30 protein-coding genes are annotated in these 25,963 nt (G+C 64.3%); 11 read left to right on the forward strand and 19 right to left on the reverse strand.

Annotated elements, in window-relative coordinates; genetic code table 11:
* Positions 1-11: 11 nt before the first annotated feature.
* Both RB623_RS17970 and RB623_RS17975 read right to left on the reverse strand, forming a co-directional pair.
* Entirely contained in the window at positions 12-740 is a 729-nt protein-coding gene (locus RB623_RS17970; RefSeq protein WP_308058286.1) for a DsbA family protein, read from the reverse strand.
* Between the two features lie 160 nt (positions 741-900).
* Positions 901-1,401: a DciA family protein gene (locus RB623_RS17975; protein ID WP_308058287.1), complete on the reverse strand. Its 501-nt coding sequence runs from the start codon at positions 1,399-1,401 to the stop codon at positions 901-903.
* Positions 1,402-1,451: 50 nt separating this feature from the next.
* On the opposite strand from RB623_RS17975, the gene RB623_RS17980 reads away from it, so the two are divergent.
* The 3 genes from RB623_RS17980 to RB623_RS17990 are packed head-to-tail and all read left to right on the forward strand — an operon-like array spanning position 1,452 to position 3,536.
* Positions 1,452-2,567 (forward strand): A/G-specific adenine glycosylase, encoded by a 1,116-nt coding sequence (locus RB623_RS17980; protein ID WP_308058288.1) that lies wholly within the window; start codon positions 1,452-1,454, stop codon positions 2,565-2,567.
* Between the two features lie 7 nt (positions 2,568-2,574).
* On the forward strand, positions 2,575-3,186 hold the full coding sequence (locus RB623_RS17985) for an HAD family phosphatase (RefSeq protein WP_308058289.1): 612 nt from the start codon (positions 2,575-2,577) through the stop codon (positions 3,184-3,186).
* A complete protein-coding gene (locus RB623_RS17990) occupies positions 3,183-3,536 on the forward strand; it encodes a nuclear transport factor 2 family protein (RefSeq protein ID WP_308058290.1) in 354 nt (117 codons plus the stop codon). The genes RB623_RS17985 and RB623_RS17990 overlap by 4 nt, the downstream gene beginning before the upstream one ends.
* Positions 3,537-3,635: 99 nt before the next feature.
* On the opposite strand, the gene RB623_RS17995 is transcribed toward RB623_RS17990, so the two are convergent.
* The 3 genes from RB623_RS17995 to RB623_RS18005 form a co-directional block, all read right to left on the reverse strand.
* Complete coding sequence (locus RB623_RS17995) at positions 3,636-4,769, reverse strand: site-specific DNA-methyltransferase (RefSeq protein ID WP_374121696.1); 1,134 nt, start codon at positions 4,767-4,769, stop codon at positions 3,636-3,638.
* A gap of 96 nt (positions 4,770-4,865) precedes the next feature.
* A complete protein-coding gene (locus RB623_RS18000; protein WP_308058292.1) occupies positions 4,866-5,357 on the reverse strand; it encodes a GNAT family N-acetyltransferase in 492 nt (163 codons plus the stop codon).
* Positions 5,354-5,632, reverse strand: coding sequence for a DUF1778 domain-containing protein (locus RB623_RS18005; protein WP_308058293.1), 279 nt, complete (start codon positions 5,630-5,632; stop codon positions 5,354-5,356). The genes RB623_RS18000 and RB623_RS18005 overlap by 4 nt, the downstream gene beginning before the upstream one ends.
* A 191-nt stretch (positions 5,633-5,823) precedes the next feature.
* On the opposite strand from RB623_RS18005, the gene RB623_RS18010 reads away from it, so the two are divergent.
* Entirely contained in the window at positions 5,824-6,513 is a 690-nt protein-coding gene (locus RB623_RS18010) for an HAD family phosphatase (RefSeq protein WP_308058294.1), read from the forward strand.
* A gap of 18 nt (positions 6,514-6,531) precedes the next feature.
* On the opposite strand, the gene RB623_RS18015 is transcribed toward RB623_RS18010, so the two are convergent.
* Positions 6,532-7,113, reverse strand: coding sequence for a hypothetical protein (locus tag RB623_RS18015; RefSeq protein ID WP_308058295.1), 582 nt, complete (start codon positions 7,111-7,113; stop codon positions 6,532-6,534).
* A gap of 134 nt (positions 7,114-7,247) precedes the next feature.
* On the opposite strand from RB623_RS18015, the gene thrC reads away from it, so the two are divergent.
* Genes thrC through RB623_RS18035 form a run of 4 tightly spaced genes read left to right on the forward strand, consistent with a single transcriptional unit; the run spans position 7,248 to position 13,445 of the window.
* Positions 7,248-8,651, forward strand: a complete 1,404-nt coding sequence (gene thrC, locus RB623_RS18020) for a threonine synthase (RefSeq protein ID WP_308058296.1) — start codon at positions 7,248-7,250, stop codon at positions 8,649-8,651.
* Positions 8,652-8,656: 5 nt separating this feature from the next.
* A complete protein-coding gene (locus RB623_RS18025) occupies positions 8,657-9,949 on the forward strand; it encodes a pitrilysin family protein (RefSeq protein WP_308058297.1) in 1,293 nt (430 codons plus the stop codon).
* Between the two features lie 8 nt (positions 9,950-9,957).
* A complete protein-coding gene (locus RB623_RS18030; RefSeq protein WP_308058298.1) occupies positions 9,958-10,554 on the forward strand; it encodes a GNAT family protein in 597 nt (198 codons plus the stop codon).
* Between the two features lie 2 nt (positions 10,555-10,556).
* Positions 10,557-13,445: an EAL domain-containing protein gene (locus RB623_RS18035; RefSeq protein WP_308058299.1), complete on the forward strand. Its 2,889-nt coding sequence runs from the start codon at positions 10,557-10,559 to the stop codon at positions 13,443-13,445.
* Here RB623_RS18035 and RB623_RS18040 read toward each other — a convergent pair.
* On the reverse strand, positions 13,436-14,041 hold the full coding sequence (locus tag RB623_RS18040) for a YqgE/AlgH family protein (RefSeq protein WP_308058300.1): 606 nt from the start codon (positions 14,039-14,041) through the stop codon (positions 13,436-13,438). The two genes, RB623_RS18035 and RB623_RS18040, sit on opposite strands and share 10 nt — an antisense overlap.
* Positions 14,042-14,342: 301 nt before the next feature.
* On the opposite strand from RB623_RS18040, the gene RB623_RS18045 reads away from it, so the two are divergent.
* Positions 14,343-14,990, forward strand: coding sequence for a protein-disulfide reductase DsbD domain-containing protein (locus tag RB623_RS18045; protein ID WP_308058301.1), 648 nt, complete (start codon positions 14,343-14,345; stop codon positions 14,988-14,990).
* A gap of 84 nt (positions 14,991-15,074) precedes the next feature.
* Complete coding sequence (locus RB623_RS18050; RefSeq protein ID WP_308058302.1) at positions 15,075-15,560, forward strand: peroxiredoxin; 486 nt, start codon at positions 15,075-15,077, stop codon at positions 15,558-15,560.
* Positions 15,561-15,573: 13 nt separating this feature from the next.
* Here RB623_RS18050 and rnhA read toward each other — a convergent pair whose 3' ends face one another.
* From rnhA to coxB, 12 genes are all read right to left on the reverse strand, one after another.
* A complete protein-coding gene (gene rnhA / locus RB623_RS18055) occupies positions 15,574-16,137 on the reverse strand; it encodes a ribonuclease HI (protein WP_308058444.1) in 564 nt (187 codons plus the stop codon).
* Positions 16,137-17,096 (reverse strand): homoserine kinase, encoded by a 960-nt coding sequence (locus tag RB623_RS18060; RefSeq protein ID WP_308058303.1) that lies wholly within the window; start codon positions 17,094-17,096, stop codon positions 16,137-16,139. Before RB623_RS18060 ends, rnhA begins: the two co-directional genes overlap by 1 nt.
* 3 nt (positions 17,097-17,099) lie before the next feature.
* A complete protein-coding gene (gene ispH, locus RB623_RS18065) occupies positions 17,100-18,110 on the reverse strand; it encodes a 4-hydroxy-3-methylbut-2-enyl diphosphate reductase (RefSeq protein WP_308058304.1) in 1,011 nt (336 codons plus the stop codon).
* Between the two features lie 42 nt (positions 18,111-18,152).
* Positions 18,153-18,929 (reverse strand): SURF1 family protein, encoded by a 777-nt coding sequence (locus RB623_RS18070; protein WP_308058305.1) that lies wholly within the window; start codon positions 18,927-18,929, stop codon positions 18,153-18,155.
* Between the two features lie 2 nt (positions 18,930-18,931).
* Positions 18,932-19,318 (reverse strand): DUF983 domain-containing protein, encoded by a 387-nt coding sequence (locus RB623_RS18075; protein ID WP_308058306.1) that lies wholly within the window; start codon positions 19,316-19,318, stop codon positions 18,932-18,934.
* Positions 19,315-19,782, reverse strand: coding sequence for a L,D-transpeptidase family protein (locus tag RB623_RS18080; RefSeq protein WP_308058445.1), 468 nt, complete (start codon positions 19,780-19,782; stop codon positions 19,315-19,317). Before RB623_RS18080 ends, RB623_RS18075 begins: the two co-directional genes overlap by 4 nt.
* Before the next feature lie 120 nt (positions 19,783-19,902).
* Complete coding sequence (locus RB623_RS18085) at positions 19,903-20,793, reverse strand: cytochrome c oxidase subunit 3 (RefSeq protein WP_308058307.1); 891 nt, start codon at positions 20,791-20,793, stop codon at positions 19,903-19,905.
* Position 20,794: 1 nt separating this feature from the next.
* Positions 20,795-21,418 (reverse strand): cytochrome c oxidase assembly protein, encoded by a 624-nt coding sequence (locus tag RB623_RS18090; protein WP_308058308.1) that lies wholly within the window; start codon positions 21,416-21,418, stop codon positions 20,795-20,797.
* Positions 21,419-21,420: 2 nt separating this feature from the next.
* On the reverse strand, positions 21,421-21,576 hold the full coding sequence (locus RB623_RS18095) for a hypothetical protein (protein WP_308058309.1): 156 nt from the start codon (positions 21,574-21,576) through the stop codon (positions 21,421-21,423).
* A 5-nt stretch (positions 21,577-21,581) separates the two neighbouring features.
* A complete protein-coding gene (locus RB623_RS18100; protein ID WP_308058310.1) occupies positions 21,582-22,526 on the reverse strand; it encodes a heme o synthase in 945 nt (314 codons plus the stop codon).
* 72 nt (positions 22,527-22,598) lie between these two features.
* Positions 22,599-24,251 (reverse strand): cytochrome c oxidase subunit I, encoded by a 1,653-nt coding sequence (gene ctaD, locus RB623_RS18105; protein ID WP_308058311.1) that lies wholly within the window; start codon positions 24,249-24,251, stop codon positions 22,599-22,601.
* Between the two features lie 44 nt (positions 24,252-24,295).
* Complete coding sequence (gene coxB / locus RB623_RS18110; protein WP_308058446.1) at positions 24,296-25,165, reverse strand: cytochrome c oxidase subunit II; 870 nt, start codon at positions 25,163-25,165, stop codon at positions 24,296-24,298.
* 276 nt (positions 25,166-25,441) lie between these two features.
* Between coxB and RB623_RS18115 the strand changes: the two genes are divergently transcribed.
* Positions 25,442-25,954, forward strand: a complete 513-nt coding sequence (locus RB623_RS18115) for an invasion associated locus B family protein (RefSeq protein WP_308058312.1) — start codon at positions 25,442-25,444, stop codon at positions 25,952-25,954.
* Positions 25,955-25,963 lie beyond the last annotated feature (9 nt).

Here is a 25,963-nt window from a genome sequence, read left to right on the forward strand (position 1 = left end):
GGTGCGTACGATCAGAGCATGCCGTCGATGATCGCCGACATTTCCTCAATCGACAAAGCCCCCTTGTACTGCTTCCCGTTGATGAAGAAGGTGGGCGTGGAGTCCACGCCGAAATCGTTGGATCCCCGCTCGCGGACAGCCCTGATCTGGTCCAGAAGTTTCTGGTCCGTCAAGCAAGCCTCGAACGTCTCCTGTGTAAAACCGGCCAGCTTGGCGATTTGCAGCAGCGCGGCGCTGGCATTTTCCGCCGTGGCCCAGGTCTGCTGCTGCTTGAACAGCACGTCGACCATCGGGAAATAGTTGTCGTTGGAGCAGCGGGCGAGCATGAACCCTCCCTCGGCTCGGGGGTCGAAGGGAAACTCGCGCAGGATCAGCCGCGCCTTGCCGGTGTCGATATATTTGGTCTTCAGCGCCGGCAGCGTGGTCTCGTGGAAATGCGCGCAATGCGGACAGGTCATCGAGGCGTATTCGACGATGGTAACCGGCGCATCGGCCTTGCCGAGCGCCATGTCCGGCAGCGCGCCGGGCTCCAGCAGCTTTGCCATGTCGACCGTGCCGGCGGCTTCGGGCGCCTTCGCCGCAGGGGTGGCAGCCGTCGTGGCGGGATCGGCGGGGGCGGGCGCGGCAGGCGTCTCGGCCTCGGCCTTTTCGCCGCTGTCGCTGCAGGCGGCGAGCACGGCGCCGGCCGACAGGGCGGCAAGCGACGAAAGGACGGTTCTACGCGACAACGACCGAAGCATGCGAATCACCTGCAAGGAGTTCTGGATGATGTGAACGGAAATCACGAAAAAGCGAGAGTTGGCGCGAAATAAGGCATTGCGCAGCGCAATCCAAGCCGGTTCGCGGGGGGAAGCTTCACGAAAACGAGAGTTTCGCGTCAGTTCGACAACATGTCGCGGTTCAGCGCCGGCGCGAACCGCGTACCGAGGCGCCGAGCTTTTCCAGCGCGCCGCGCAGGCCCTCGTCCTCGATCGGCTGGACGCGCGCGGCGATCTCGGCCTTTTCGGCGAAAGACAGCGCACGCGGCACGCGCCGCGCCGGCTTCTCCATGGCGAGCACAGGCTTCTGGACGATGCGGATACGGTCGACAGCCTCGAAGCCGAGGAAAGAATTGACCCGACCGATCACCTCGCCGCTCTCGTGCTGGAGATGCAGCGCCGCCAGCCCCTCGCACGCGACGATGAGGGTGGCAGGCCGAAACGGATCGTCCTCGCCCATGCGGCGCGGCCATTGCAGTCTTTCGGGCCGCGATTTCGCGGCGATGCGCGGCCCGACGATCTCTTCCCACGACTGGACCAGACCGATCGACAGGCCGGCGCGCTTGCGCAAGACAGGATCGAGAATCGCGGCGGCGAGATCGCTCACCGGAACCGGATTGCCGAACGGCCTTTTCCCTGCCATGTCGTGCTCCGCATCAACAACCCGCCAGCTCCGAGCCATATCCGGACACTATGGCCACCGCCAGCCTCGCAACACCCAAAACCGGCAGCCGCGACGACGGCATCGCCGTGCGCCTGCTCGCCTGGTACGACAATCACCATCGCGACCTGCCGTGGCGGGTGCCGCCGGCCGATCTGGCGCGCGGCGTGCGCCCCGATCCATACCATGTCTGGCTGTCGGAGGTCATGCTGCAGCAGACGACGGTCGAGGCGGTAAAACCCTATTTTCGCGACTTCCTCGCCAAATGGCCGGATGTGAAGGCGCTGGCCGCCGCGTCGAACGACGGCGTGATGCGGGCCTGGGCCGGGCTCGGCTATTATTCGCGGGCGCGCAATTTGAAGGCCTGCGCAGATCTGGTCGCGACGCTGCCGGGCGGCTTTCCCGACAGCGAAGAAGGATTGCGCGCGCTGCCCGGCATCGGCGCCTACACGGCCGCAGCGATCACGGCTATCGCCTTCGGCCGGCCAGCGGCGGTGGTCGACGGCAATGTCGAGCGGGTGACGGCGCGGCTGTTCGACATCCGCACGCCGCTGCCCGACGCCAAGCCTGAAATCAAGGCGCGCGTGGCGGAACTGGTGCCGGCCAGTCGGCCGGGTGACTTTGCCCAGGCAACGATGGATCTCGGCGCGACCATCTGCACGCCGAAACGGCCGCGCTGCATGCTCTGCCCGCTGCGGCCGGATTGCCGGGCGATCCTTTCCGGCGATCCGGAACTGCTGCCGCTCAAGGCGCCGAAGGCCGACAGACCGAAGCGCAGCGGCATCGCCTATGTTGCCGTTCGCCGTGACGGCGCGGTGCTGATGCGCACGCGGGCGGAAAAAGGCCTGCTCGGCGGCATGACGGAAGTGCCAACCACCGGCTGGAGCGAAGGCCGCGGCGGCACCGGCGGCGACGGCAAACCGCCCTTCGCGGCGGGCTGGCGCAAGGCCGGCGCCATCTCGCATGTCTTCACCCATTTCGAACTCGATCTCGAAGTGCGCCGCGCTGATGTCGGCGAAATTTCTACGCCGGCCGGGCACCGCTGGGTCGCGGCCGCCGACATTGCCGGCGAGGCTTTGCCCACGGTCATGAAAAAGGCTATCGAGGCCGCCATCCCCGGCGCCACCAAGAAGCCGAAACGTCCCTGAGGTTCTCATGAGCGAAGTCCGTCACATCGTGTTCGACATCGGCAAGGTGCTGATCCACTACGATCCGGACCTGGCTTTCAGCGGGCTGATCCCGGACGCGGCGGAACGCAAATGGTTCTTCGAGAATGTCTGCACGCCGGACTGGAACATCGAGCAGGACCGCGGCCGCACCTGGCAAGAAGCCGAGGCCTTGCTGATCGAGATGCACCCAGCGCATGAAGAAAACATCCGCGGTTTCCGGCGCCACTGGCACAAGATGGTGCCGCACGCCTATGACGACAGCGTCGAGATCATGGAAGGGCTGATCGAAGCCGGGCACGACGTGACCATGCTGACCAATTTCGCCTCCGACACTTTTGTGGAGGCGCGCCGGCGTTTCGATTTCCTCAACCGCCCGCGCGGCGTGACGGTTTCCGGCGACGTGCGCATGATCAAGCCGGAACGCGGTATCTACGAGCACCACGTCGCCAGCTTTGGGCTGGAGCCCGCTGCCTCGCTGTTCATCGACGACAGCCAGAAGAACGTCGACGGCGCGATCGCGGCGGGCTGGCAGGCAGTGCTTTTCACCGACGCTGCGACGCTGCGAAAAGATCTTGCCGCGCGGGGAATCGAGGCATGAGCGATCCGGTCGACGTTCTCCGCCGCTTCCACGACGCCGTCAACGAGCAGGACTACGCCGTGATCGAGGATTTTTTCGCCGACGATGCGACCTATGGGTCGCAGAAGGTCGGCGCGCTGGAAGGCAAGGCGGCGATCATGGCAGCGTTCCACAAATATTTTGACGAGTATCCCGACCAGGTCGCGCACGACGACAGCTTTACGAAGCTTAGCGAGACGTCGGCCAAATCAAGCTGGCATCTGGAGGCGACCAGCGCAACGACTGGCGAAAAGCTGATCCGCAAGGGCGAGGAGACGATTTTCCTCAATGCGGAAGGCAAGATCGAGCGCGTGGACGTGCGTGACATCTGAGGACGAGAGGACGCACGGGCGTTGCACTGAATTTGTCCGGCGCTGCCCCTCACTGCCCTGCCGGGCATCTCTCCCCGCAAGCGGGGAGAAAATAGCTCGTCACGCCCCTGCCCGCTCCATGCCCAGGCGGGCGATGCGGCGCAGTTCGTCGATGGCCGTGAGCCCGCCATTGCGCTCATAGTGCCAGAAGGTCCAGCCATTGCAGGCGTCGAGCCCCTGAACCTGTGCGCCGACGCGATGGATCGAGCCGACGCGGTCGCCGGCCGCGAGCGTGCCGTCGGCGCGCACTTTTGCCACCCAGCGTTTTCGCACGTCATAGAGGAAAGTTCCGGGACGCACGATGCCGGCGTCGATCAGGCTGACGAAGGCGACACGCGGCTCGGCGCGCTTGCCTGTCATGATCGACAGGTCTACCGACGGCATCGGCACCACGGCGTCTATGCGCTGTCGCGCGGCGTCGATGTAAGACTGCTCGCGTTCGACGCCGACGAAATGGCGGCCCAGGCGTTTTGCCACCGCTCCCGTCGTGCCCGAGCCGAAGAACGGGTCGAGCACCACGTCTCCCGGTTTCGTCGAAGACAGCATGATCCGCGCCAGCAACGCCTCCGGCTTCTGCGTCGGATGCAGCTTTTCGCCATTGTCGTCCTTCAGCCGTTCGCTGCCCGTGCAGATCGGGAACAGCCAGTCGGAGCGCATCTGCACATCGTCATTGGCGGCCTTCAATGCGTCGTAGTTGAAGGTGTAGCCTTTGGCATTCGCATCGCGCGACGCCCAGATCATCGTCTCGTGGGCATTCTGGAAACGGCGTCCGCGGAAGTTCGGCATCGGATTGGTTTTTCGCCAGACGATGTCGTTGAGGATCCAGTAGCCGAGATCCTGCATGATCGCGCCGACGCGAAAGATGTTGTGATAGGAGCCGATCACCCAGATGGTGCCGCTGGGCTTCAGCACGCGGCGGGCGGCCAGCAGCCAGGCGCGGGTGAAGGCGTCGTAGGCGGCGAAATTCTCGAACCGGTCCCAATGGTCGTCCACCGCGTCGACCTTGGACTGGTCGGGCCGGTGCAAATCGCCGTTGAGCTGGAGATTGTAGGGCGGGTCGGCGAAGATCACGTCGACGGATTTTTCCGGCAGCCTTTCCAGCGCCGCCACGCAGTCGCCCCTGATGATCGTATCCCGCCAAGACACTCCCTCCCCATCGACGGAGGGAGCGGCAAATGACTGCAACGCCTGCATGCTGTTACCCGAATACGCGTGACTGTTTACCCGCCGTTATGGTTACCGTTTCGCGTAAATATTTAATGAAGCGCAGCGACCAGGGTCGAAAACCAGTCAGATACTCGCCTGCAAATCGGCAAGGGTGATCATCAAGGTCATGGGATCCAGCGGCGACGGCTCGAAGCCGACACGCTGGTAAAACTGCCTGGCTTCATCGCTCAGCGCGTGGACGATGATTCCGCGAATTCCGATCACGTCCGCGGCCTGGAGAGCGCGCAATCCGGCATCTCGTACAAGTGCGCGGCCAAAACCCTGCCCGTGAAGCGAGCGGTCCACCGCAAGGCGCCCCAGGACGACCACCGGGATAGGCTCGGGCATATTGCGCCGAAAACGCCCCGACGCAGAATTCGTGGCGATGCCGTTCGACGCCAGCGCGTAGTAGGCTTTGACCTGGATGCCGTCGCAAGCTACGTAGGTCCGGGATGCGCCGGACATCTGATTTTTGAGGGCGCGACGTTTCAGCCAGTTGTCGAGGCTTTCCACGCCGCAGTCGAAGGCGTCGACGAAATGATCGGCGGATAGAGGCTCCGGAGCGGATACGGTCACGCCTTGTCCCAGGGCGCGGGCGTCCGCATCGTTCTTCGCAGACGCTCGTTCGGCTTGGGCGGCATATCCAACCGGGCAAGGAATTCCGCGTAGGCGTCGGGATTTGTCACGATGATCACCTGATCCAGCAACGCCTCCTCGGCGGCGGCGCGAGCGGCATCCAGGATGAAGTCGGTGCGGTTCTTGCCCTTGGCGCGCGCCGCCCGGTCGATGAGGCCGCGTTCCTCGGCCTTGATGCGGATGTTCAGCGATTCTCTTTTGGCAGCGTTCGGCATGGCTTGCTCCTAAGTATCGAAGATAGCGCAATGACATTGTCATTACCAGTCGCTATCGCGCGGCTTGCCGCTTCGAGAAGCCGTCTGCTCGTTGGGTTCCGTTCCGCCACGATTTGCTCCGGCCTTCCTGCTGGTGTATGAGCGAGCCGCAAGCGGCTTCCGCTCCTTCCTCCCCCAAAATTCCGGACGTTATGACCCAGCCAGACCTCGTTATTTTCGACTTCGACGGCACACTCGTCGATTCCGAGATCATCGCCGCCCGCATCGAGGCCGACCTCTTGACCAAGGCCGGATTTCCGATCACCGGCGGAGAGATCAGCGAGCGTTATGCGGGCCTGACCTTCAAGGACATCATGCTGCGCATCGAGGAGGAGGCGAACATTCCGCTGCAGGCCTCGCTGATCGACGAGGCGGAGGTGCTGGTCGACCGGCGGCTGCGCGCCGAGGTGCGGCCAATCGACGGCGCGCTGGCGGCGGTGCTGTCCGTGAAGGGGCGCAAGTGCACCTGCTCCAACTCGCGCACCGAGCGCATCCTGTTCATGCTGGAAAGGACCGGGCTCGACCGGGCGTTCGGCAAGGACGACGTGTTTTCCGCTCTGAGCACGCCGAGCGGTAAGCCGAAGCCGGCCCCGGACGTGTTTGTCCATGCGGCGAAGCATTATGGCGCCGATCCGGCCAACACCTTTGTGGTCGAGGATTCGGTGCATGGCATCCACGCCGCCAAGGCGGCCGGCATGCGGGTGATAGGTTTCACCGGTGCCGCGCATTCCTATCCAGGACACGCGGACATGCTGACCGACGCCAGCGCGGAGACGGTCATCCACCGCTGGTCGGATTTCGGCGGGGTGGTGGCGGCCTTGTCGGAGTGGTCGGAGGCTTAGGAACTGGCCTTCGGAACACTATTGCGCGGACGCCGTCTTCTTCGGCGGACCTTCGTCGAAGCCGGCATAGATGCGGATGTTGCGCACAGTTGGATCGGGCAGGCTGATGTTCGGATCGTTGAAGACGAACTGCGAGGCGGTCGACGTGTCCGCGATGTTCGCCTGATATTTATGGAGTTCCGAATAGATCACCGTATCGCCCTGGATGACGGCGATGCGGATCGGCATGGTGACCGACCCGGGCTTGACCGCCGGCCCCGGAACGACACGCCCCGCAACCGCGACGGTGATGTTGAGCATGCCGTTGGAACGAGTGCAGCTTCGCGACACCTGGGCGATCGACGACTGGTAGACGAGCTTGGCCGGATCGTCCTGTCCGCCCTTGGCGTAGCTGTTGAAATAGGCGGTGCCGTCGCGCAGCGTCACCGTCGGGCAATAGCCGCGCAACTCGCTTTCCAGAACCTTCTCCTTCGCGGGCGGGGGCGCATCCTTGTTTTCGGCGCCCAGCACGGCGCCGCCGCTGTCGCCGGACTGGCAGCCGGCGACGGCCAGCATAAAGCCGGCAAGGATCAGGCCCGGCAAGAAATGACGGTCAGCCAAACGAAACTCCATAAGCTGCTCTTCCCACCCGCAAAGCAGTTGCTCTATAGCAACCGCGCGGCTGAAATGCGACCGGCAGCCTGGCGTTTTTGCACAGACTGGCCATAGCCGGGCCGCCGCAGGAGCAGGTGACGATGAGATATGTCAGTACGCGCGGCAACGCCCCGGAACTGGGTTTTTCCGACGCGGTCCTTGCCGGACTTGCCCGCGACGGCGGCCTATACGTTCCCGCCGAGTGGCCGGTTCTCTCTGCAAAGGAAATCCGCGATCTGCGCGGCCGGCCTTATGCTGACATCGCGATGAGGCTGCTGACGCCCTATCTCGGCGGTGAGATCGACAGCCGCACCTTCGAGACGATCGTGCGCGAAGCCTATTCAACTTTCCGCCACGAGGCGGTCTGTCCGATCGTTCAGACCGGGCACGACACCTTCTTGCTCGAACTGTTCCATGGCCCGACATTGGCGTTCAAGGACGTGGCCATGCAGCTTCTCGCCCGGCTGATGGATCATATCCTGGCCGAACGCGGCGAACGCGCAACCGTCACGGCCGCAACTTCGGGTGATACCGGCGGCGCGGCGATCGAGGCTTTCGCCGGCCGCGAGCGCACCGACATCTTCGTGCTGTTCCCGCACGGGCGCGTCTCACCGGTGCAGCAGCGGCAGATGACCACCTCCAAGGCCGGGAACGTGCATGCGCTGGCTATCGAAGGCAATTTCGACGACTGCCAGGGGCTGGTGAAGGACATGTTCAACGACCACCGCTTTCGCGACGGTGTGTCGTTGTCGGGGGTCAATTCGATCAACTGGGCGCGTATCATGGCCCAGATCGTCTATTATTTCACGTCAGCGCTGTCGCTTGGCGCGCCCGACCGGCCCGTATCGTTCACGGTGCCGACCGGCAATTTCGGCGACATCTTCGCCGGCTACGTCGCCAGGAAGATGGGCCTGCCGATCGACCGGCTGATGATCGCCACCAACGACAACGACATTCTCGCCCGCACGCTGTCGTCCGGCGAATACCGGACGCGCGGCGTCGTCGCCACCACCTCGCCATCGATGGATATCCAGGTATCGTCGAATTTCGAGCGCCTGCTCTACGAGGCGTCGGGGCGCGACTCGGGCGAGGTGAGCCGTTACATGGCCGGGCTGAAACAGTCCGGCGGCTTTTCGATCGGCGAGCGCACGCTTTCGACGATCCGTGGCGAGTTCGACGCCGGACGCGCCTCGATGGCGGAGACCGCTGAGACGATCAGGACGACGCTCGACCGCTCCGGCTACCTGCTCGACCCCCACACGGCGACGGCCGTCCATGTCGCGGCAAAACATCCGGGCGCAGGCCCGATGATCGTGCTGGGGACCGCGCATCCGGCGAAATTCCCGGACGCGGTCGAGGCGGCCTCCGGTGTGCTTCCCGCCCTGCCCGCCTGGCTCTCAGGCCTGATGGATGCGGAGGAAAAGTACACGGTACTTCCCTCCGACCTCAAAATGGTGGAAGATCATGTTAGCCGTCATGCACGGGCGGCGCGTCAGGGAGTCTGAGCTACATGGATGTTGAGGTGAGCCGTCTGTCGAACGGCCTGACAGTCGCGACCGAAACTCTACCAAGCATCGAAACCACCGCTCTAGGCATCTGGGTCAAGTCGGGCGCGCGCAACGAGCGCGCCGACGAGCACGGCATGGCGCACCTGCTCGAGCATATGGCGTTCAAGGGCACCAGCGGGCGCAGCGCCTTCCAGATCGCCTCCGAGATCGAGAATGTCGGCGGCGAGATCAATGCCGCGACCAGCGTCGAGACGACCTCCTTCTATGCCCGCGTGCTGTCGGAGGACGTGCCGCTGGCGGTCGACATCCTGGCCGACATCCTCCAGGATTCCACCTTCGATCCCGACGAGCTGGAGCGCGAGCAGAACGTCATCCTGCAGGAGATCGGCGCCGCGCACGACACGCCCGACGACATCGTCTTCGACCGGTTCACCGAGACCGCCTACCGCAACCAGACGATCGGCCGCTCGATCCTCGGCACGCCGGAAACGGTGCAATCCTTCTCCTCCAAACAGTTGCACGCCTTCATGGAGCGCCAATACAGCGCCGAGGAGATGGTGGTGGTCGCGGCCGGCGACATCAAGCACGACGCGTTCGTGCGCGACGTCGAAAAGAAGCTCGGCGGCTTCCGCGCCAAGGCGGAAGGCAACATTCCGCAGGCGGCCAGCTATGTCGGCGGCGACTACCGCGAGGAGCGCGACCTGATGGACGCGCAGGTGGTGCTCGGCTTCGAGGGCCGCGCCTACCATGTGCGCGACTTCTACGCCTCGCAGGTCTTGTCGATGATCCTCGGCGGCGGCATGTCGTCCCGCCTGTTCCAGGAGGTGCGCGAGAAGCGCGGCCTCTGCTATTCGGTCTACGCGTTCCACTGGGGTTTCTCCGACACCGGCATCTTCGGCATCCATGCGGCGACCGGCCTGAGCGACATCGGCAAGCTGGTACCGGTCATCATCGAGGAATTGCAGAAGGCGGGCGAACGCATCGACCAGTCGGAACTCGACCGGGCGCGGGCGCAATATCGCGCCGGGCTGATTATGTCGGCCGAGAGCGCCGCCAGCCGCGCCTCGCAGATCGCCCGCCAGATCCTGCTGTTCGGCCGGCCGATCGCCAAGGAGGAACTGATGGAGCGGCTGTCGGCGCTCACCGTCGAGCGGCTGACCGACCTGTCGGCGCGTATGTTCTCCACCCTGCCGACGGTGACCGGCGTCGGCCCGGTCGGCACGCTCGCCTCCTACGACCAGATCCGCGACTCGCTTGCCGGCAGCGCTCCCGTGCTGCGGAAGCTCGCGGTGTGATCTGATGCATGATCGCGCTTCCGTTCTTCCGCCGCGACCTTCCGTCGCTCAGAGGTGAACGCGTCGCGCTGCGAATGCCGGCTGCCAGCGACTACCGTGAATGGGCGGCGCTGAGGGCCGAAAGCCGCCGATTCCTCGAACCCTGGGAGCCGCGGTGGTCCTCCGACGAACTCGAATGGCCGGCCTGGCGCCAGCGGCTAGCCCGTTATCGCGATGATTTCAATCAGGGAACCGGCGCGGCCTTTTTCATCTTCGAGAACAGCTCCGGCAGGCTGATGGGCGGCATCACCGTCGGCAACATCCGCTACGGCGTCGCCCAGACCGGGCAGATCGGCTACTGGATCGGCGAACGCTATGCTGGCATGGGTTACATGCCCGAGGCCCTGCGCCTCGTCGCCCGCCACGCCTTCGGGACGCTGCGGTTGCACCGCATCGAGGCAGCCTGTATCCCCGACAATCTGCGCTCGATACGCGTGCTTGAAAAAGCCGGATTTCGGCGCGAGGGACTGCTCAGATCCTATCTCAGGATCAACGGCATCTGGCACGACCACTATCTCTATGCCCTGATCGCGGACGATCCCGGCATGACCACCGCGAAGGACTGACGTTGCGCTTATTTGTTCGAACAGGTCCCCTGATCGCGCTGGTCATCGCGTTCCTGCTCGGCCTGCTTGCGGTTTCGCCCGGCTACGCGATCGAGCCGATCAAGATCGCCCGCGACGACGTCGCGCTGGACCTGTCGGGAGCGGTGCAGATCTACCGCAACCAGGGCCAGAATTTCCAGGTGTCGACGGCGCCCGGTCCCGACGGCATCGTGCGGCGCATCGAGGTGGAGGCCAATGACGCGCGCTCGAGCGGCGACTGGGGCGTGTTCGCGCTCGCCAACACGACCGACCAGCAGATCGACCGGCTGATCGTCGCGCCTCACTTCCGTCTAGCGAACTCCGGCCTGTTCTGGCCCGACCTCGGATCGAGCCGCATCGCCGCGATCACGCCCAGCGAAGGTTTCGCGCTCGACCGGCAGGTGAGCCCGGACGCCGACATTTTCCAGGTCACGCTCGACCCTGGAGCAGTGGTGACCTTCATCGCGGAACTGGCGTCGCCGCGCCTGCCGCAGGTCTATCTATGGGCGCCGGAGGCCTACAAGGATTCCGTCAATTCCTACACGCTCTATCGCGGCATCGTCATCGGCATCTCCGGCCTTTTGGCCCTGTTCCTGACCATCCTGTTCGTGGTCAAGGGCACGTCGATGTTCCCGGCAACCGCGGCGCTCTCCTGGGCGGTGCTTGCCTATATCTGCGTCGACTTCGGCTTCGTGAACGAGGTGATCGACATCGCGCCGGGCAACCAGCAGATCTGGCGCGCCGGCACCGAAGTGGCGCTGGCGGCGACCTTCGTCGTCTTCCTGTTCGCCTATCTCAACCTCAACCGCTGGCACGGGCATTTCAGCTACGGCGCGCTGCTGTGGATCGCCGGCCTGCTGCTGATCGCAGGCGTGGCGGTGGTCGATCCGGCGGTCGCGGCCGGCACGGCGCGGCTTTCCTTCGCCGCCACCGCCGTGGTGGGCCTAGGCCTGATCATCATGCTGGGCTTCCGCGGCTACGACCGAGCGATCATGTTGGTGCCGAGCTGGGTGATGGTGCTGGCCTGGCTGACGGCGTCGTGGATGGCGATCACCGGCGTGCTCAACAACGACATCGTGCAGCCAGCGCTTGGCGGCGGCCTCATCCTCATCATCCTTCTGATCGGCTTCACCGTCATCCAGCACGCGTTTGCGGGCGGCGCGCTGCATCAGGGCCTGTTCAGCGACCTCGAACGCCAGGCGCTGGCCGTGGCTGGTTCCGGCGACACGGTGTGGGACTGGGACGTGCTGCGCGACCGCGTCACCACCCGTCCCGACGTCAGCGCACAGCTCGGCCTGCCGCCCAACAGCCTCGGCGGTCCGGCGCGCAACTGGCTGCCGGTGCTGCATGCCGACGACCGCGACAGTTTCCGCACGACGCTGGACGTGGTGCTGGAGCATCGGCGCGGGCGGGTCTACCAGAATTTCCGGCTGCGCGGCGCCGACGGCCACTATCACTGGTTCTCGCTCAAGGCGCGACCGGTGGTCGGCTCGGACGGCGAGGTGATCCGCTGCGTCGGCACGCTGGTCGACGTGACCGAGCAGAAGAAGTCCGAGGAGCGGCTGCTGCACGACGCGGTGCACGACAACCTCACCGGTCTGCCCAACCGCGAACTGTTCCTGACCCGCCTCGACGCGATCATTTCGGTCGCCAAGACCGAAGAGACGGTGCGGCCGACGGTGCTCGTCATCGATATCGACCGGTTCAAGCAGGTCAATGACGGGCTTGGAATTTCGGCCGGCGACACGATCCTGCTGACCATCGCCCGCCGTCTTCACCGCCTGCTCAAGCCGTCGGACGCGCTGTCGCGGTTTTCCGGCGACCAGTTCGCGTTCATGCTCCTGTCGGAGCAGGACCCGGCACGCATCGCCGCCTTCGCCGACTCGATCAAGCAGGCGATCCGCGCGCCGGTGAATTTCGCCAAGCGCGAGATCGTGCTGACCGCCTCGATCGGACTGGTCTCCTGGACCGCGGCCCAAGGCGCCGCTACCGACATGGTCAAGGACGCCGAGCTTGCCATGCAGCAGGCCAAACGTTTCGGCGGGGACCGCATCGAGCCGTTCCGGCCGGCCTTCCGCTCGGTCGGCACCGACCGGCTGCAACTGGAATCCGACCTGCACCGCGCCGTCGAGCGCAAGGAACTGACGCTGGTCTACCAGCCGATCGTGCGATTGGAGGATCGCTCCGTCGCCGGCTTCGAGGCGCTGCTGCGATGGGAGCATCCGCGGCGCGGCGCCATCCCGCCTTCGGACTTCATCCCGGTGGCGGAGAACAGCGGCCTGATCGTGCAACTGGGCCTGTTCGCAATGCAGCGGGCGGCGGAGGATCTTGCCGGCTGGCAGAAGCAGATCGGCGAAACGCCCCTGTCGGTAGCGGTCAACCTGTCCAGCCGCCAGTTGCTGAGGCGCGACCTCGTAAACGATGTGAAGTCAGTGGTGGCGCGCGCCAACATCAAGCCGATCTGCTTTCGTCTGGAACTCACCGAGTCGCTGGTGATGGACAATCCCGAGCAGAGCGCACATGTGCTCGGCAAGCTCAAGAAGCTCGGTATCGGGCTTTCCATCGACGATTTCGGCACCGGCTATTCGTCGCTATCGTATCTCACCCGCTTCCCGTTCGACACGATCAAGATCGACAAGAGCTTTCTCGACGATCCGTCGCCGAAGCGCGCGGTGCTGCTCAAATCCATGGTCAACATGGCGCACGAACTCGGCATGTCGGTGGTCGCCGAGGGTATCTCCGACGAGCGTGACGCGCTGGAGTTGAGGCAGATGGGCTGCGAATATGTGCAGAGCTACATGTTCGGCGCACCGATCCATGCCGATGCCGTGCTGAGGATGCTGAAGGAGCAGTATCCGGCCGTTCAGGCGTGACCGGCAACCGGGCTCAGATGCGCCAGGTCGATGCCGAGCGAGGCAATGACGCGGTCGTATTTGCGGTCCATGTCGGCGTCGAACAGCATGTCCGGCAGCGCCGGACAGGTCAGCCAGCCGTTCTCCTGGATCTCGCGCTCTAGCTGACCCGCGCCCCAGCCTGAGTAGCCCAGCGCCATCAGCGCCTTGCTCGGCCCCCTGCCTTTGGAAATGGCGCGCAGAATGTCGATGGTGGCGGTCAGGCAGATGTCCTGCGACACCGGCAGCGAGGACTCCACCTTGTAGTCGCCGCTGTGGAGCACGAAGCCGCGGCTGCGGTCGACGGGGCCGCCATTGCGCACGACAAAATTGCGGGCGGAATCCGGCAGGCGGATGACTTCTTTCTCATCCATTATGCCGAGTTGGACGAGCAGGTCTGGAAACAGCATCTGCTGGGCCTGGTTGATGATCAGACCCATGGCGCCCTCCTCGCTGTGGGCGCAGATATAAATCACCGAGCGCGTGAAGCGGTCGTCCTTCATGCCGGGCATGGCGATCAGAAAATGCCCGTCGAGGAATCCGCGCTTCGAGGCGCCCTTGTGCTTCAGAAGATCCATGCCTCAAGGTAACTTCTTTTTCGTCCTCTTGAAAGACCGCTTTGTGCGGCGCGGCATCGGGCGCAACGGTGTTTGTCACGCAAATATGAGCAGGACCGTCGGACGCCACATTGCAAATCTGAAGCGGGCGCGTCAGATCACACACATGACATGCTGGCGCGTCCTTTTCCCCCTGGTTGCTCTCCTTGTCGGCTCCACGGCAGCCGCCTCGGCGTCCTCCAGTCCCTGGATCGATGTCCAGGGCGCGCGCGTAAGGCTGGTGACAAGCGGAACCCCTGGAGCGGACGGCGTCCTGCGCGGTATGCTCGAGATAGAACTTTTCCCCGGATGGAAGACCTACTGGCGCGACCCCGGCTACGCCGGCGTGCCGCCGGCCATCGACGTCGCCGGCAGCGCCAATGTCAGCGCGGCAGAGTTCGACTTTCCGGCCCCGCGGCGGCATGACGAGGGCGACTCGTCCTGGGCGGGTTACGACCGGCCGGTCAGCCTGCCGGTGCGCTTCACGGTCGCCGATCCGTCGCTGCCCGTATCGGTCAAGGCGAGCATCTTCCTCGGTGTGTGCGAGACGATCTGCGTTCCGGTAAAGGCCGAGATCGCGATCGACACCATGGCCGATCCGGACAATCCGGACGATGCGGCCGCCGTGTCGGCTGCATTCGAGGCGCTGCCGCCGGCGGCGACGGCGGAATTCGGCCTGCGGGCGGCAAGTTTCGAGGCTGACACGCTGACGGTCGAGGCGGTTCTGCCCGCAGGCGCGGAGGACGCCGACCTGTTCCTGGCCGCCGAAGGCGACTATTCGTTCGAGGAACCGAAGCGCTGGCAAAAAGACGGGCGCACCTTCTTCAGCATTCCGGCGGGCCGCCCCGAAACACCGCCGACCTCCGGCGGGCTTCATTACACGCTGGTGACCAGCGCGGGCGCCGTGAGCGGCGTCCTGCCATTCTTCTAGGTCACTCGGCTGCGGCGATTGCGGAACGGCACGCCAACGGGTAATCCGAGATGGACTTCCCCCCAAACCAGATCCGAGGAAACGATGACCATATCCGTTGGCGACAAGCTGCCCGAGGCCAGCTTCAAAGTTATGACCGCGGACGGCGCAAAGACGCTGACGACCGCCGACGTCTTCGCCGGCAAGAAGGTCGTGCTGTTCGCGGTTCCCGGCGCCTTCACGCCGACCTGCAGCAACAACCACCTGCCCGGCTATCTCGAAAACCACGACGCGATTACGGCGCGCGGCGTCGACACGATCGCTGTGCTCGCCGTCAACGATCATCACGTCATGGCCGCCTGGGCGCGCTTTTCCGGCGCGGAAGGCAAGATCCTGTTCCTGGCCGACGGCAATGGCGATTTCGTCAAGTCGATCGGCCTCGACATGGATCTCAGCGGTGGCGGGCTCGGCCTGCGCTCCAAGCGGTTCTCGATGATCGTCAACGACGGCAAGGTCGAGGCTCTCAACATCGAGGACGCGCCCGGCCAGGCGGTGACTTCGGGCGCCGCGCGGCTGCTCGAACAGCTTTGAGAATATCCCGGCTTCAATAACTTTGGGTCGAGCGTCGCGGCTTTCGCGGCGCAGGCTTTGCGGCTTCGCCGGTGCCGCCAGCGGCCGGGCGCGGTTTCGCAGGAGCTGACGGCAGAGTCCGCGGCAGGCGCGACGGCTTGGTCTTGAACGGCGCCATGCCGAGCCGGGCCAGCTCGTCGGCCCGCTCGTTCTCCGGATGGCCGGCATGGCCCTTCACCCAGTGCCAGACGATCTTGTGCCGGCGCGTGGCCTCGTCGAGCGCCTGCCACAGCTCGGCGTTCTTCACCGGCTGTTTCGACGCCGTTTTCCAGCCGTTCTTCTTCCAGCCGTGAATCCAGCCGGAAATGCCGTCGCGCACATAGTTGCTGTCGGTGTAGAGATCGACCGTGCATGGCTCCTTCAGCGCATTGAGCGCCTCGATTGCCGCCATGAGTTCCATGCGGTTGTTGGTGGTCGCGGCTTCGCCGCCCGAAACTTCCTTGACGCTGTCGTTGTAGCGCAGGATGGCGCCCCATCCGCCCGGCCCCGGATTGCCCGAACAGGCGCCGTCGGTGAAAATCTCGATGCGCTTTCCGATCACAAGCCATACTCCGCGGCGGAATGGATCTGCCTGTGGAAACGCAGGCGGCGGATGAATTCGTGCGGATCGCGCTTCTGCACCAGGGCGCCGTCCGGGATGGTCAGCCAGTCGTAAAGGCGCGTCAGCATGAAACGCAGCGCCGAGCCGCGCGCCAGAAGCGGCAGCGCCTCGATCTCGGCCGGCTCCAGCGGCCGCACCGAGCGGTAGCCGGCAAGCAGAGCCGCGCTCTTGGTGAGATTGTAGGACTGATCCTTCTCGAAACACCAGGCGTTGAGACAGGTGGCGAGATCGTAGGCGTAAAAATCGTTGCAGGCGAAATAGAAGTCGATCAGCCCCGACAGTTTCTGGCCCAGGAAGAAGACGTTGTCCGGGAAGAGATCGGCATGGATGACGCCCGACGGCAAGTTTTTCGACCAGTCGCGTTCCAGTTCGGCAAAATCCCTGTCCACCTCGCCGACAAGGCCGGGCTCGACCTCGTCGGCGCGGTCGCGGGAACCGGCCCAGAGTTTTCGCCAGCCGTCGATTTGCAGCGCGTTCGGCCGCGACAGCGGAAAGTCCGCGCCGGCGATGTGCATGGCGGCGAGGGCCTTGCCGACTTCACGGCACTGCGCAACGGTCGGGCGGCGCATCCACATGCCTTCGAGGAAGGTGATGAGGGCGGCAGCCCGACCGGCGAGCTCGCCGATGACGGTGCCGTCCTTGCGATGCACCGGCAGCGGGCAGACGATGCCTTTCTTGGCCAGATGATCCATCAGGCCGAGGAAGAACGGCAGATCCTCGCGCTCAACGCGTTTCTCGTAGAGCGTCAGGATGTAGGCGCCGCTCGAGGTGTGGAGCAGATAGTTGGAGTTCTCCGACCCCTCGGCTATCCCCTTGTAGGAAAGGAGCTCACCGACGTCATAGTTCGCGAGGAAGGACTGGAGTTCTCCTTCCGAAACGTCGGTGTAGACGGCCATTGTCTATCTGTTTCCATTCACGAAGGCCATGTCGGCCGCGGTCAGTTCGACGTCGCGCAGGGCACGCATCACCGGAAAGTTCTCGAGCTCGGTCGCCGTGACCGCCAGATCGACGGTCACGTCGAAGCGGGCACGAAATGCGTCGATTATCTCGTCGACGATGATTTCGGGGGCGGACGCTCCCGCCGACAGGCCGAGCGTCGCGATGCCGCCGATCTCGTCCCAGGGGATTTCCGCGGCGCGCTGCACCAGCAGCGACATCTTTGCGCCGGCGCGCTCGGCGACCTCGACCAGGCGTTTGGAATTGGATGAATTCGGTGCGCCGACGACGAGGAACAGGTCGGAGCCAGGTGCTGCTTCTTTCACCGCTTCCTGGCGGTTGGTGGTGGCGTAGCAGATCGATTCGGCGGCGGCCGCGTGAAGCTCAGGGAAGCGCTCCTGAAGCGCGCGGATCAGGCCCGCCGTATCCTCCACCGACAGCGTGGTCTGGGTGACGAAACCCAGAGCCGACGGGTCGGCCGGCTCGAAGGCGGCGACGTCAGCCTCGGTCTCGATCAGCGTAACGGCGCCCGGCGGCAACTGGCCCATCGTGCCGATAACCTCCGGGTGCCCGGCATGGCCGATCAAAAGCACATGCCGACCGAGGCGCTGGTGGCGCATCGCCTGCTTGTGGACCTTCGACACCAGCGGGCAGGTCGCGTCGAGGTAGAACAAGCTGCGTTCCACGGCGTCCGCCGGCACCGATTTCGGCACGCCATGGGCGGAGAAGACCACCGGGGCGTCGCGGTGCTCCGGCGGTATCTCGTGCAGTTCCTCGATGAAGACGGCGCCGAGCTGCTGCAGGCCCTCGACCACGTATCGGTTGTGCACGATCTCGTGGCGCACATAGACCGGCGCGCCATACTTCTTCAGCGCCAGCACGACGATCTGGATCGCCCGGTCAACGCCCGCGCAAAAACCGCGCGGCTGGCAGAGCCGGATTGTTAGGGGGGGATTGGCGACAGGTGCGAACATGATGGTTTCCGGCGCCGACTTGAAGGGTCGACCCCTGCCCTGTCAAGGCGTTGCGGCGTCGCGCGGCTTGCGCCGGCCATAGAGCCACAAGAAGACGACGCCGACGAGCGCGCCCGCCAGCCCGTACCAGGTGAGCGCATATTGCAGATGGTTGTTGGGCTGGTCGATCATCGTCACCCCGCCGATCGGCAGGCCGCCCGGATTGGGCGTGGCGTCGGCGTCGATGAAAAACGGCATGACCATGGAATGCAGCGGCAGGTTCGCCGTCGCCTCCATGGCGTCGAGGTCCTTCCAGTAGAAGATGTTCTTCGCCGGTTCGTTGTCGGGCACCAGCGACGACGGCTTTTCGCCGAGCGGATTGCGTGCCAGCCCATGGATCGTCACCTCACCCTCCACCTGCGTCTGCTGGCGTCTTTGGGGCTCCTTGAGGTCGTAAGGGACGAAGCCGCGATTGATGAAGACGTAGCGGCCAAAGGCCATGCGCAGGGGGGTGTAGATGTAGAAGCCCGAGCGGCCCTCGTGGGTGGCGAAAAAGTGCCGCTCGCCCGCGTGATAGAAGGTGCCCGTCAGCTCCACCGGCCAATAATCGACGTCGCCGGTGCGGGCATAACGCGCCTGCATCGACCCGATGGCGACGGGCAGCGAGTTGATGCGCTCGTGGATGGTGGCGATCAGCCCTTCCTTCCATTGCATACGCTGCAACTGCCAGCTACCGAGCCCCACCAGCGCGGCGAAGGCAATCACGGCCAGAACCATCAGCAGCCATGGTACCGGCCTGTCGGTGCGTTTAGCCCGCATTTGCACACCCGCTTCGGCCATGTTCACTCCGGGTGATCGAGCCGGCCTTCCGCCGCCTTGTTGCGGTATTGCAGGGCGATGAGCACGCCCTTGATGAGGCGCAGCGCCATAAGACATAGGGCCAGCGTCAGCGGAATCCATAAGAGGAAATGCAGCCAGAGCGGCGGATTGAGGGTCACCTCCATCCAAAGCGCCAGGCCGACCACGATGAAGCCGATGATCAGGATGACAAAGACCGCCGGTCCGTCTCCCGCATCGGCGAAGGAATAGTCTAGCCGGCACACGCCGCAGCGCGGCGCGACCGACAGGAAGCCCGAGAACATCCGCCCCTCGCCGCAGCGCGGGCAGCGACCCCACAGCCCAACACTGAAGGGGTCGACCGGAGGCCAGTCCGCCTTGTCTTCGCTCATGGATTGATCTCTATCGGGGTCCCGTCGGCAACCATGTCCCAGATCTCCGCCATCGCCGCGTCGTCGACGGCGATGCAGCCGTCGGTCCAGTCGAACCATTGCAAAAGCCAACTCCACCAGCCGAAGCCGTTGGGCTGGCCGTGGATCATGATCATGCCACCGGCCGAAACGCCCGCCGCCGCGGCGGCGGCTTCGTCCGCGGCGTTCGGATAGGAGACGTGGATGGACCGGTAAAATCTGCTTCCTGGGTTGCGCCAATCCAGCACGTACTGCCCTTCCGGTGTCCGCTCGTCGCCCTCCATCCGTTTGTGGCCGGCCGGGCTCCCGCCCAATGCCACGGAGTAAATCCTGACCACCGTGCCGTGGTCGACCAGTTCCAGACGCCGCTCTCCCTTGAACACCCGCACGAGCGAAACCGTTTCGGCCGCGAGCGCCTGCGTCGCCGCCAGCAACGCGGCGGACATGATCGTCAAGGCAACGACTTTCCGGCAAGGCATCCGGCACCTCTCGGATCGCTTTGCGCCAAAACGATGAAGGCGGTCATGTCGCCATGACCGCCTTCATCTTTTCCCATGGCCGTCGCGTCAGTGCCCTTGCGCGATCGTCGCGCCGGAGGACGCCCACACATAGATGCAAGCGAACAGGAACAGCCACACCACGTCGACGAAGTGCCAGTACCAGGCGGCCGCCTCGAAGCCGAAATGCTGCTTCGGCGTGAAGTCGCCGCCCATCGCGCGCAGCAGGCAGACGAGCAGGAAGATCGTGCCGATCAGCACATGGAAGCCGTGGAAGCCGGTCGCCATGTAGAAGGTAGCGCCATAGATCGAGTCGCTGAAGCCGAACGGCGCGTGCATGTATTCGTATGCCTGCACGAATGAGAACAGCACGCCGAGAGCCACGGTGAGCGCGAGGCCGTTGACGAGGCCCTTGCGGTCGTTGTGCAGGAGGGCATGGTGGGCCCAGGTGACCGTCGTGCCGGACAGCAGCAGGATGATGGTGTTGTAGAGCGGCAGGTGGAAGGGATCGAGCACCTCGATGCCCTTCGGCGGCCAAACACCGCCGGTGAATTCGGCGCGCGTCACCTGATGCACCTCGTTGGGGAACAGGCTGGCGTCGAAGAAGGCCCAGAACCAGGCCACGAAGAACATCACCTCCGAGGCGATGAACATGATCATGCCGTAGCGCAGATGCAGCGACACCACGCGGGTGTGATGCCCCTCATGCGCTTCCTTGATGGTATCCGACCACCATGCGTACATGGTGTAGAGGATCACCAGCAGGCCGATCGCGAAGATGAAGTAGCGGGCGCTGGCGAACTCGATGCCGAACAGATGCAGGCTGCCGCCCTTCATGTACTGCATCCAGGCGACGCCGCCGATCGCGGTCACCAGGGCTCCCACAGAGCCGATGAACGGCCACGGGCTCGGATCGATGATGTGGTAGTCGTGGTTCGGTTTCGCGTGTGCGTCTGCCATGTCAGCCCCCGATATTTTCGTCGGCAGTTTCACCGGTCTTGCCGGTCGCGTCCACCGCCTTGGCGGGGGCCGGCTCGACCGGGAAGAGGGTGTAGGAAAGGGTGATCGTCTTCATGTTCTTCAGCTCCGGCACGTCGTCGATCGCAGGATCGACATAAAAGACGACCGGCATGGTGATCGACTCGCCGCCCTTGAGCGTCGTGTCGGTGAAACAGAAGCATTCGACCTTGTTGAAGTAGGCGCCGGCGAGTTCCGGAGTGACGTTGAAGGTGGCGCGCCCCGCCGACGGCCGGTCGAACAGGTTCCTGGCCGTGTAGGCAACCTGCGTCGTCTCGCCGATCTTCATGGTGACGTCACGTTGTGCCGGCTGAAAATCCCAGGGCACGCCGCCAGACACGTTGGCGTCGAAGCGCACGGTGATCTGGCGATCGAGGACGCGGTCGGAATACTGCGTTACCCGCTGGGTTGTGCCGCCATAACCGGTGAGCTGGCAGAACATGGCGTAGAAAGGCACCGCGGCATAGGCGGCGCCCACCATGCTCGCGAAGAATACCACGCAAACCGCTGCAACCATGCGGTTCGAGCGCTGCTTTCCGGCATCGAGAATGGGCGGCGACTCTGCCATCCTCAGAAACTCCGATCGATGACGGCCGGTCCCAGGCGCACTATGCTCACGACGTAAACGACAACGACAAATGCCACGAGCGCAAGCGCGATCGCGATGGAACGGCTGCGGCGCGCCTTGATCTGGACTTCGGTCGGCTTGACGGTTTCGATTTGCATCTCGGTCATACTCCCGGCATCGCAAGTGCTCGCACGATGACCTTGTCGGCCAGGTAAGTGGCGAAGATCGCGAACAGATAGAGGAGCGAATAGGCAAAGAGCATTTTGGCCGGGCGCATGACAGGGTCCGAGTCGGCCATGCGCAGCACTCGCCATGCATACCAGACGAAGCCCGCACCGAGCGCCACCGCGACCGCGCCATAGGCGACGCCGACGTAGCCGAGCGCCCAAGGCAGCACGCCGACCACGGCCACGATCAGCGAATAGGCAAAAATCTGGCGGCGCGTCGAGGCTACCCCGGCAACGTTGGGCATCATCGGGATGCCGGCGCGGCCATATTCGTCCGCCTTGAACAGAGCGAGCGCCCAGAAATGCGGCGGCGTCCAAAGGAAGATTATGAGGAAGAGGATGACCGGCTCGAGGCTCACCGATCCGGTCGCAGCGGCCCAGCCGATGATAGGCGGGAAGGCACCGGCAGCGCCACCGATGACGATGTTCTGCGGCGTCCAGCGCTTCAGCCACATGGTGTAGACGACGGCATAGAAGAAGATCGTGAAGGCAAGCAGAGACGCCGCCAGCCAGTCGACCAGCACGCCGAGCGCCATGACGGACAGCACCGAGAGCACCAGACCAAAAGCCAGCGCCTCGCCGGGCTTGACCCGGCCGGCCGGCACCGGGCGGCCGGCGGTGCGCTTCATCAGCGCATCGATGTCGGCGTCGTACCACATGTTCAGCGCGCCCGACGCGCCGGCGCCGATGGCGATCGACAGGATCGCGGTGACCGCGATGACCGGGTTCACGGCCACAGGCGCGGCGACCAACCCGACAAAGGCGGTGAAGACCACCAGCGACATCACGCGCGGCTTGAGCAGCGCGAAGAAGTCGCCGGCCGTCGCTTCCGACATGCCGGACGCGCCGTCCTCCAGAGCTGTTTTTTCAACGAAAGCCATGCGTAGAACGTCTTTTCCGTTTGGCTGCGACCGCCGGTACGTCACCGGCGATCACGGTCTTTCAGGCGGCCGTCACTTGACCTTAGGCAGTTCCGACCATTGGTGATAGGGCGGCGGCGACGACAATTGCCATTCCAGCGTGGTCGCGCCCTCGCCCCATGGATTGGCGCCGGCGATGCGCTTCTTCGAGAACGCCTCGAAGATCCCGTAGAGGAAGATGAAGACGCCGATGAAGGAAATGTAGGACCCGTAGGACGACACCAGGTTCCAGCCGGCGAAAGCGTCCGGATAGTCGATGTAGCGACGCGGCATGCCCGCCAGCCCGAGGAAGTGCTGCGGGAAGAAGATCAGGTTCACGCCGATGAAGGTGACCCAGAAATGGGTGCGGGCAATCAGCGGCGAATACATGTAGCCGGTCATCTTGGGGAACCAGTAGTACCAGCCCGCGAAGATGGCGAACACGGCGCCGAGCGACAGCACGTAGTGGAAGTGCGCCACCACGTAGTAGGTGTCGTGCAGCGAGCGGTCGAGGCCGGCATTGGCGAGCTGCACGCCGGTGACGCCACCCACCGTGAACAGGAAGATGAAGCCGATCGCCCACAGCATCGGCGTGCGCATGGAGATCGAGCCGCCCCACATGGTGGCGATCCACGAGAAGATCTTCACGCCCGTCGGCACGGCAATGACCATCGTGGCGAACACGAAGTAGCGCTGCGTGTCGAGCGAGATGCCGGTGGTGTACATGTGGTGCGCCCACACCACGAAGCCGACCGCCCCGATCGCCACCATGGCGTAGGCCATGCCGAGATAGCCGAAGATCGGCTTCTTCGAGAAGGTCGAGATGATGTGGCTGACGATGCCGAAGCCCGGCAGGATCAGGATGTAGACCTCCGGGTGACCGAAGAACCAGAACAGGTGCTGGAACAGGATCGGGTCGCCGCCGCCGGCCGGGTCGAAGAAGGTGGTACCGAAATTGCGGTCGGTGAGCAGCATGGTGATGCCGCCCGCCAGCACAGGCAGCGACAGAAGCAACAGGAAGGCGGTGATCAGCACCGACCAGGCGAACAGCGGCATCTTATGCAGCGTCATGCCCGGTGCGCGCATGTTGAAGATGGTGGTGATGAAGTTGATGGCGCCGAGGATCGACGATGCGCCGGCGATGTGCAGCGACAGGATCGCCAGGTCCATGGCCGGACCCGGTTGACCGGATGTCGAGAGCGGCGGGTAGATCGTCCAGCCGCCACCAACGCCGTAGGCGCCGGCCGCGCTCGGCACGAACGCCGACAGGAGGAGCAGGATGAATGCGGGCGGCAGCAGCCAGAACGAGATGTTGTTCATGCGCGGGAACGCCATGTCCGGCGCGCCGATCATGATCGGCACCATCCAGTTGGCGAAGCCGCCGATGAGGGCCGGCATGACCATGAAGAAGATCATGATCAGCGCATGGGCAGTGGTGAAGGCATTGTACATGCTCTTGCCGCCGTCGACCGCCGCGTCGCCGGTGACGCCATAGACCATCTCGGCGAGACCGGTGAAGATCTGAATGCCCGGCTCGGCCAGTTCCCAACGCATCATCACGGACAGGAAGCCGCCGACGATGCCGGCCATGATCGCGAAGATCAGGTAGAGTGTCCCGATGTCCTTGTGGTTGGTCGAATAGACCCAGCGCACCCAGCCATGCGGCTTGTGTTCATGATGGTCGTCGTGAGCTGCAGCGCCTGCCATGTTCCGCTCCGTTCCCTAATCCTTGGTACTTGCCGCGCCTTGCGTCAGTTGCCGGCGACCGAAACCGACGGGGCGCCGTCCACGGCCATCATCAGCGCCTTATTGGCGCCGTTGAGATCGCTGCGGGCTGCGGTCAGCCAGGTGTTGTATTGTTCGTCCGACACCACGCGGATGGCGATCGGCATATAGGCGTGGTCCTTGCCGCAGAGTTCGGAGCACTGGCCGTAATAGAGCCCCTCCTTCTCCGCATTGAACCAGATCTCGTTAATGCGGCCCGGCACGGCGTCGGTCTTGATGCCGAAGGCCGGCATGGCGAAGGCATGAATGACATCGGATGCGGTCACCAGCACGCGCACCGTCGTCTTGACCGGCACCACAACCTCATTGTCGACAGCGAGCAGGCGCGGATACTTGGCCTTGTCCTCCTTGCCGGCGGCGGCGCGATCGCCCTCCTGCAGGATCGCCGAGTTGAAGGACAACGGCTCCTCGACCTGATATTCGTAATCCCAGTTCCACTGGTTGCCCGTCGCCTTGAGGGTGATCTTGGCCTCTTCCGGGGGATTGTACTGGGCGGTGAGCAACTGGAACGACGGAACGGCAAGCGCCAGCAGGATGACCACCGGACCGACGGTCCAGATCACCTCGATCAGGGTGTTGTGGCTGGTGCGCGACGGGACAGGGTTGGCGCTCGCCCGGAACTTGATGATGCAATAGGCGAGCAGCACCAGAACGAGCAGCGTGATCGGGATGATGAACCACAGAGTATAGACCTCGAACCACTCGATCTGTTCCATGATCGGGGTTGCCGCTTCCTGAAAACGCCATTGCCACGGGTGGGGCTGGTCCGCGAAAGCGGCCACCGCCGATCCAAGGATGAATGCCGAAGCGCCGGCGCCGGTCAGGATTCTCTTCATCACCCTCTGCACTCCCTTCGATGCCCGTGGCGCACCGATATGGCTACGACGCCGGAACGGAATCCCGAGCGTCGGTTTTGCTGGTTCAAACCATACTCTGTCTTCGACCGCAAGAAAGGAGGGCGGGACGGTGTGCGGCATTTTTGCGCGCGATCGGCGGGGGCGAGGAATGTTGAAATCGGCACAAATCGGCGTTGCCGGCTGGCCGGGCCTTGCACTTGTCCTATAGTTGCCATCATTGCGGCGGAAAGCGCCTTGATTCGCAACGGAGCCTCCATGAGACCCGGCCTTTCGACAGCCCTTGCCACTCTTTTTTCGGCCGCGACGCTGTTCTGCGCCCTGCCCGCCGGCGCGCAGCAGCCCGGCAAGGTCAAGGAAACGCACGGCGCCTGGTCGATCATCTGCGACACGCCGGCGGGCGCCACCGCCGAGCAATGCGTGATGATGCAGAACGTGATCGCCGAGGACCGGCCGGAAATGGGCCTGTCCGTGGTGGTGCTGCGCACTGCCGACGGCAAGGCCGAGATCCTGCGCGTGCTGGCCCCGCTCGGCGTGCTTCTGCCCAACGGTCTCGGGCTCAATGTCGACGGCAAGGACATCGGCCGCGCCTACTTCGTGCGCTGTTTCGGCGACGGCTGCTACGCCGAGGTCATTCTGGAGAAGCCGTTGCTCGACACGCTGAAAACCGGCAAGTCGGCGACTTTCATCGTCTTCCAGACTCCCGAGGAAGGCATCGGCATCCCGGTCGACCTGTCGGGATTCGGCGAGGGTTTTGCCGCGCTGCCCTGAGCATCCGGG

Origin of the sequence: Mesorhizobium sp. LHD-90, assembly GCF_030929505.1 — a bacterium.
Taxonomy (GTDB): Bacteria; Pseudomonadota; Alphaproteobacteria; order Rhizobiales; family Rhizobiaceae; genus Kumtagia.

What these genes read in the sequence shown, in the direction of transcription:
- ctaD (WP_308058311.1), bottom strand. Translation starts at nt 24,251, where the DNA reads ATGGCAGGCGCTGCAGCTCACGACGACCATCATGAACACAAGCCGCAT.
- RB623_RS17995 (WP_374121696.1), bottom strand. Translation starts at nt 4,769, where the DNA reads ATGCAGGCGTTGCAGTCATTTGCCGCTCCCTCCGTCGATGGGGAGGGA.
- thrC (WP_308058296.1), top strand. Translation starts at nt 7,248, where the DNA reads ATGAGATATGTCAGTACGCGCGGCAACGCCCCGGAACTGGGTTTTTCC.
- RB623_RS18030 (WP_308058298.1), top strand. Translation starts at nt 9,958, where the DNA reads ATGATCGCGCTTCCGTTCTTCCGCCGCGACCTTCCGTCGCTCAGAGGT.
- RB623_RS17970 (WP_308058286.1), bottom strand. Translation starts at nt 740, where the DNA reads ATGCTTCGGTCGTTGTCGCGTAGAACCGTCCTTTCGTCGCTTGCCGCC.
- RB623_RS18010 (WP_308058294.1), top strand. Translation starts at nt 5,824, where the DNA reads ATGACCCAGCCAGACCTCGTTATTTTCGACTTCGACGGCACACTCGTC.
- RB623_RS18090 (WP_308058308.1), bottom strand. Translation starts at nt 21,418, where the DNA reads ATGGCAGAGTCGCCGCCCATTCTCGATGCCGGAAAGCAGCGCTCGAAC.
- RB623_RS18085 (WP_308058307.1), bottom strand. Translation starts at nt 20,793, where the DNA reads ATGGCAGACGCACACGCGAAACCGAACCACGACTACCACATCATCGAT.
- RB623_RS18040 (WP_308058300.1), bottom strand. Translation starts at nt 14,041, where the DNA reads ATGGATCTTCTGAAGCACAAGGGCGCCTCGAAGCGCGGATTCCTCGAC.
- RB623_RS17980 (WP_308058288.1), top strand. Translation starts at nt 1,452, where the DNA reads ATGGCCACCGCCAGCCTCGCAACACCCAAAACCGGCAGCCGCGACGAC.
- RB623_RS17985 (WP_308058289.1), top strand. Translation starts at nt 2,575, where the DNA reads ATGAGCGAAGTCCGTCACATCGTGTTCGACATCGGCAAGGTGCTGATC.
- RB623_RS18080 (WP_308058445.1), bottom strand. Translation starts at nt 19,782, where the DNA reads ATGTCCGCCGCGTTGCTGGCGGCGACGCAGGCGCTCGCGGCCGAAACG.
- RB623_RS18115 (WP_308058312.1), top strand. Translation starts at nt 25,442, where the DNA reads ATGAGACCCGGCCTTTCGACAGCCCTTGCCACTCTTTTTTCGGCCGCG.
- RB623_RS18045 (WP_308058301.1), top strand. Translation starts at nt 14,343, where the DNA reads ATGCTCGAGATAGAACTTTTCCCCGGATGGAAGACCTACTGGCGCGAC.
- RB623_RS17975 (WP_308058287.1), bottom strand. Translation starts at nt 1,401, where the DNA reads ATGGCAGGGAAAAGGCCGTTCGGCAATCCGGTTCCGGTGAGCGATCTC.
- RB623_RS18050 (WP_308058302.1), top strand. Translation starts at nt 15,075, where the DNA reads ATGACCATATCCGTTGGCGACAAGCTGCCCGAGGCCAGCTTCAAAGTT.
- RB623_RS18070 (WP_308058305.1), bottom strand. Translation starts at nt 18,929, where the DNA reads ATGGCCGAAGCGGGTGTGCAAATGCGGGCTAAACGCACCGACAGGCCG.
- RB623_RS18005 (WP_308058293.1), bottom strand. Translation starts at nt 5,632, where the DNA reads ATGCCGAACGCTGCCAAAAGAGAATCGCTGAACATCCGCATCAAGGCC.
- RB623_RS18060 (WP_308058303.1), bottom strand. Translation starts at nt 17,096, where the DNA reads ATGGCCGTCTACACCGACGTTTCGGAAGGAGAACTCCAGTCCTTCCTC.
- ispH (WP_308058304.1), bottom strand. Translation starts at nt 18,110, where the DNA reads ATGTTCGCACCTGTCGCCAATCCCCCCCTAACAATCCGGCTCTGCCAG.
- RB623_RS18025 (WP_308058297.1), top strand. Translation starts at nt 8,657, where the DNA reads ATGGATGTTGAGGTGAGCCGTCTGTCGAACGGCCTGACAGTCGCGACC.
- RB623_RS18100 (WP_308058310.1), bottom strand. Translation starts at nt 22,526, where the DNA reads ATGGCTTTCGTTGAAAAAACAGCTCTGGAGGACGGCGCGTCCGGCATG.
- RB623_RS18075 (WP_308058306.1), bottom strand. Translation starts at nt 19,318, where the DNA reads ATGAGCGAAGACAAGGCGGACTGGCCTCCGGTCGACCCCTTCAGTGTT.
- coxB (WP_308058446.1), bottom strand. Translation starts at nt 25,165, where the DNA reads ATGAAGAGAATCCTGACCGGCGCCGGCGCTTCGGCATTCATCCTTGGA.
- RB623_RS18095 (WP_308058309.1), bottom strand. Translation starts at nt 21,576, where the DNA reads ATGCAAATCGAAACCGTCAAGCCGACCGAAGTCCAGATCAAGGCGCGC.
- RB623_RS17990 (WP_308058290.1), top strand. Translation starts at nt 3,183, where the DNA reads ATGAGCGATCCGGTCGACGTTCTCCGCCGCTTCCACGACGCCGTCAAC.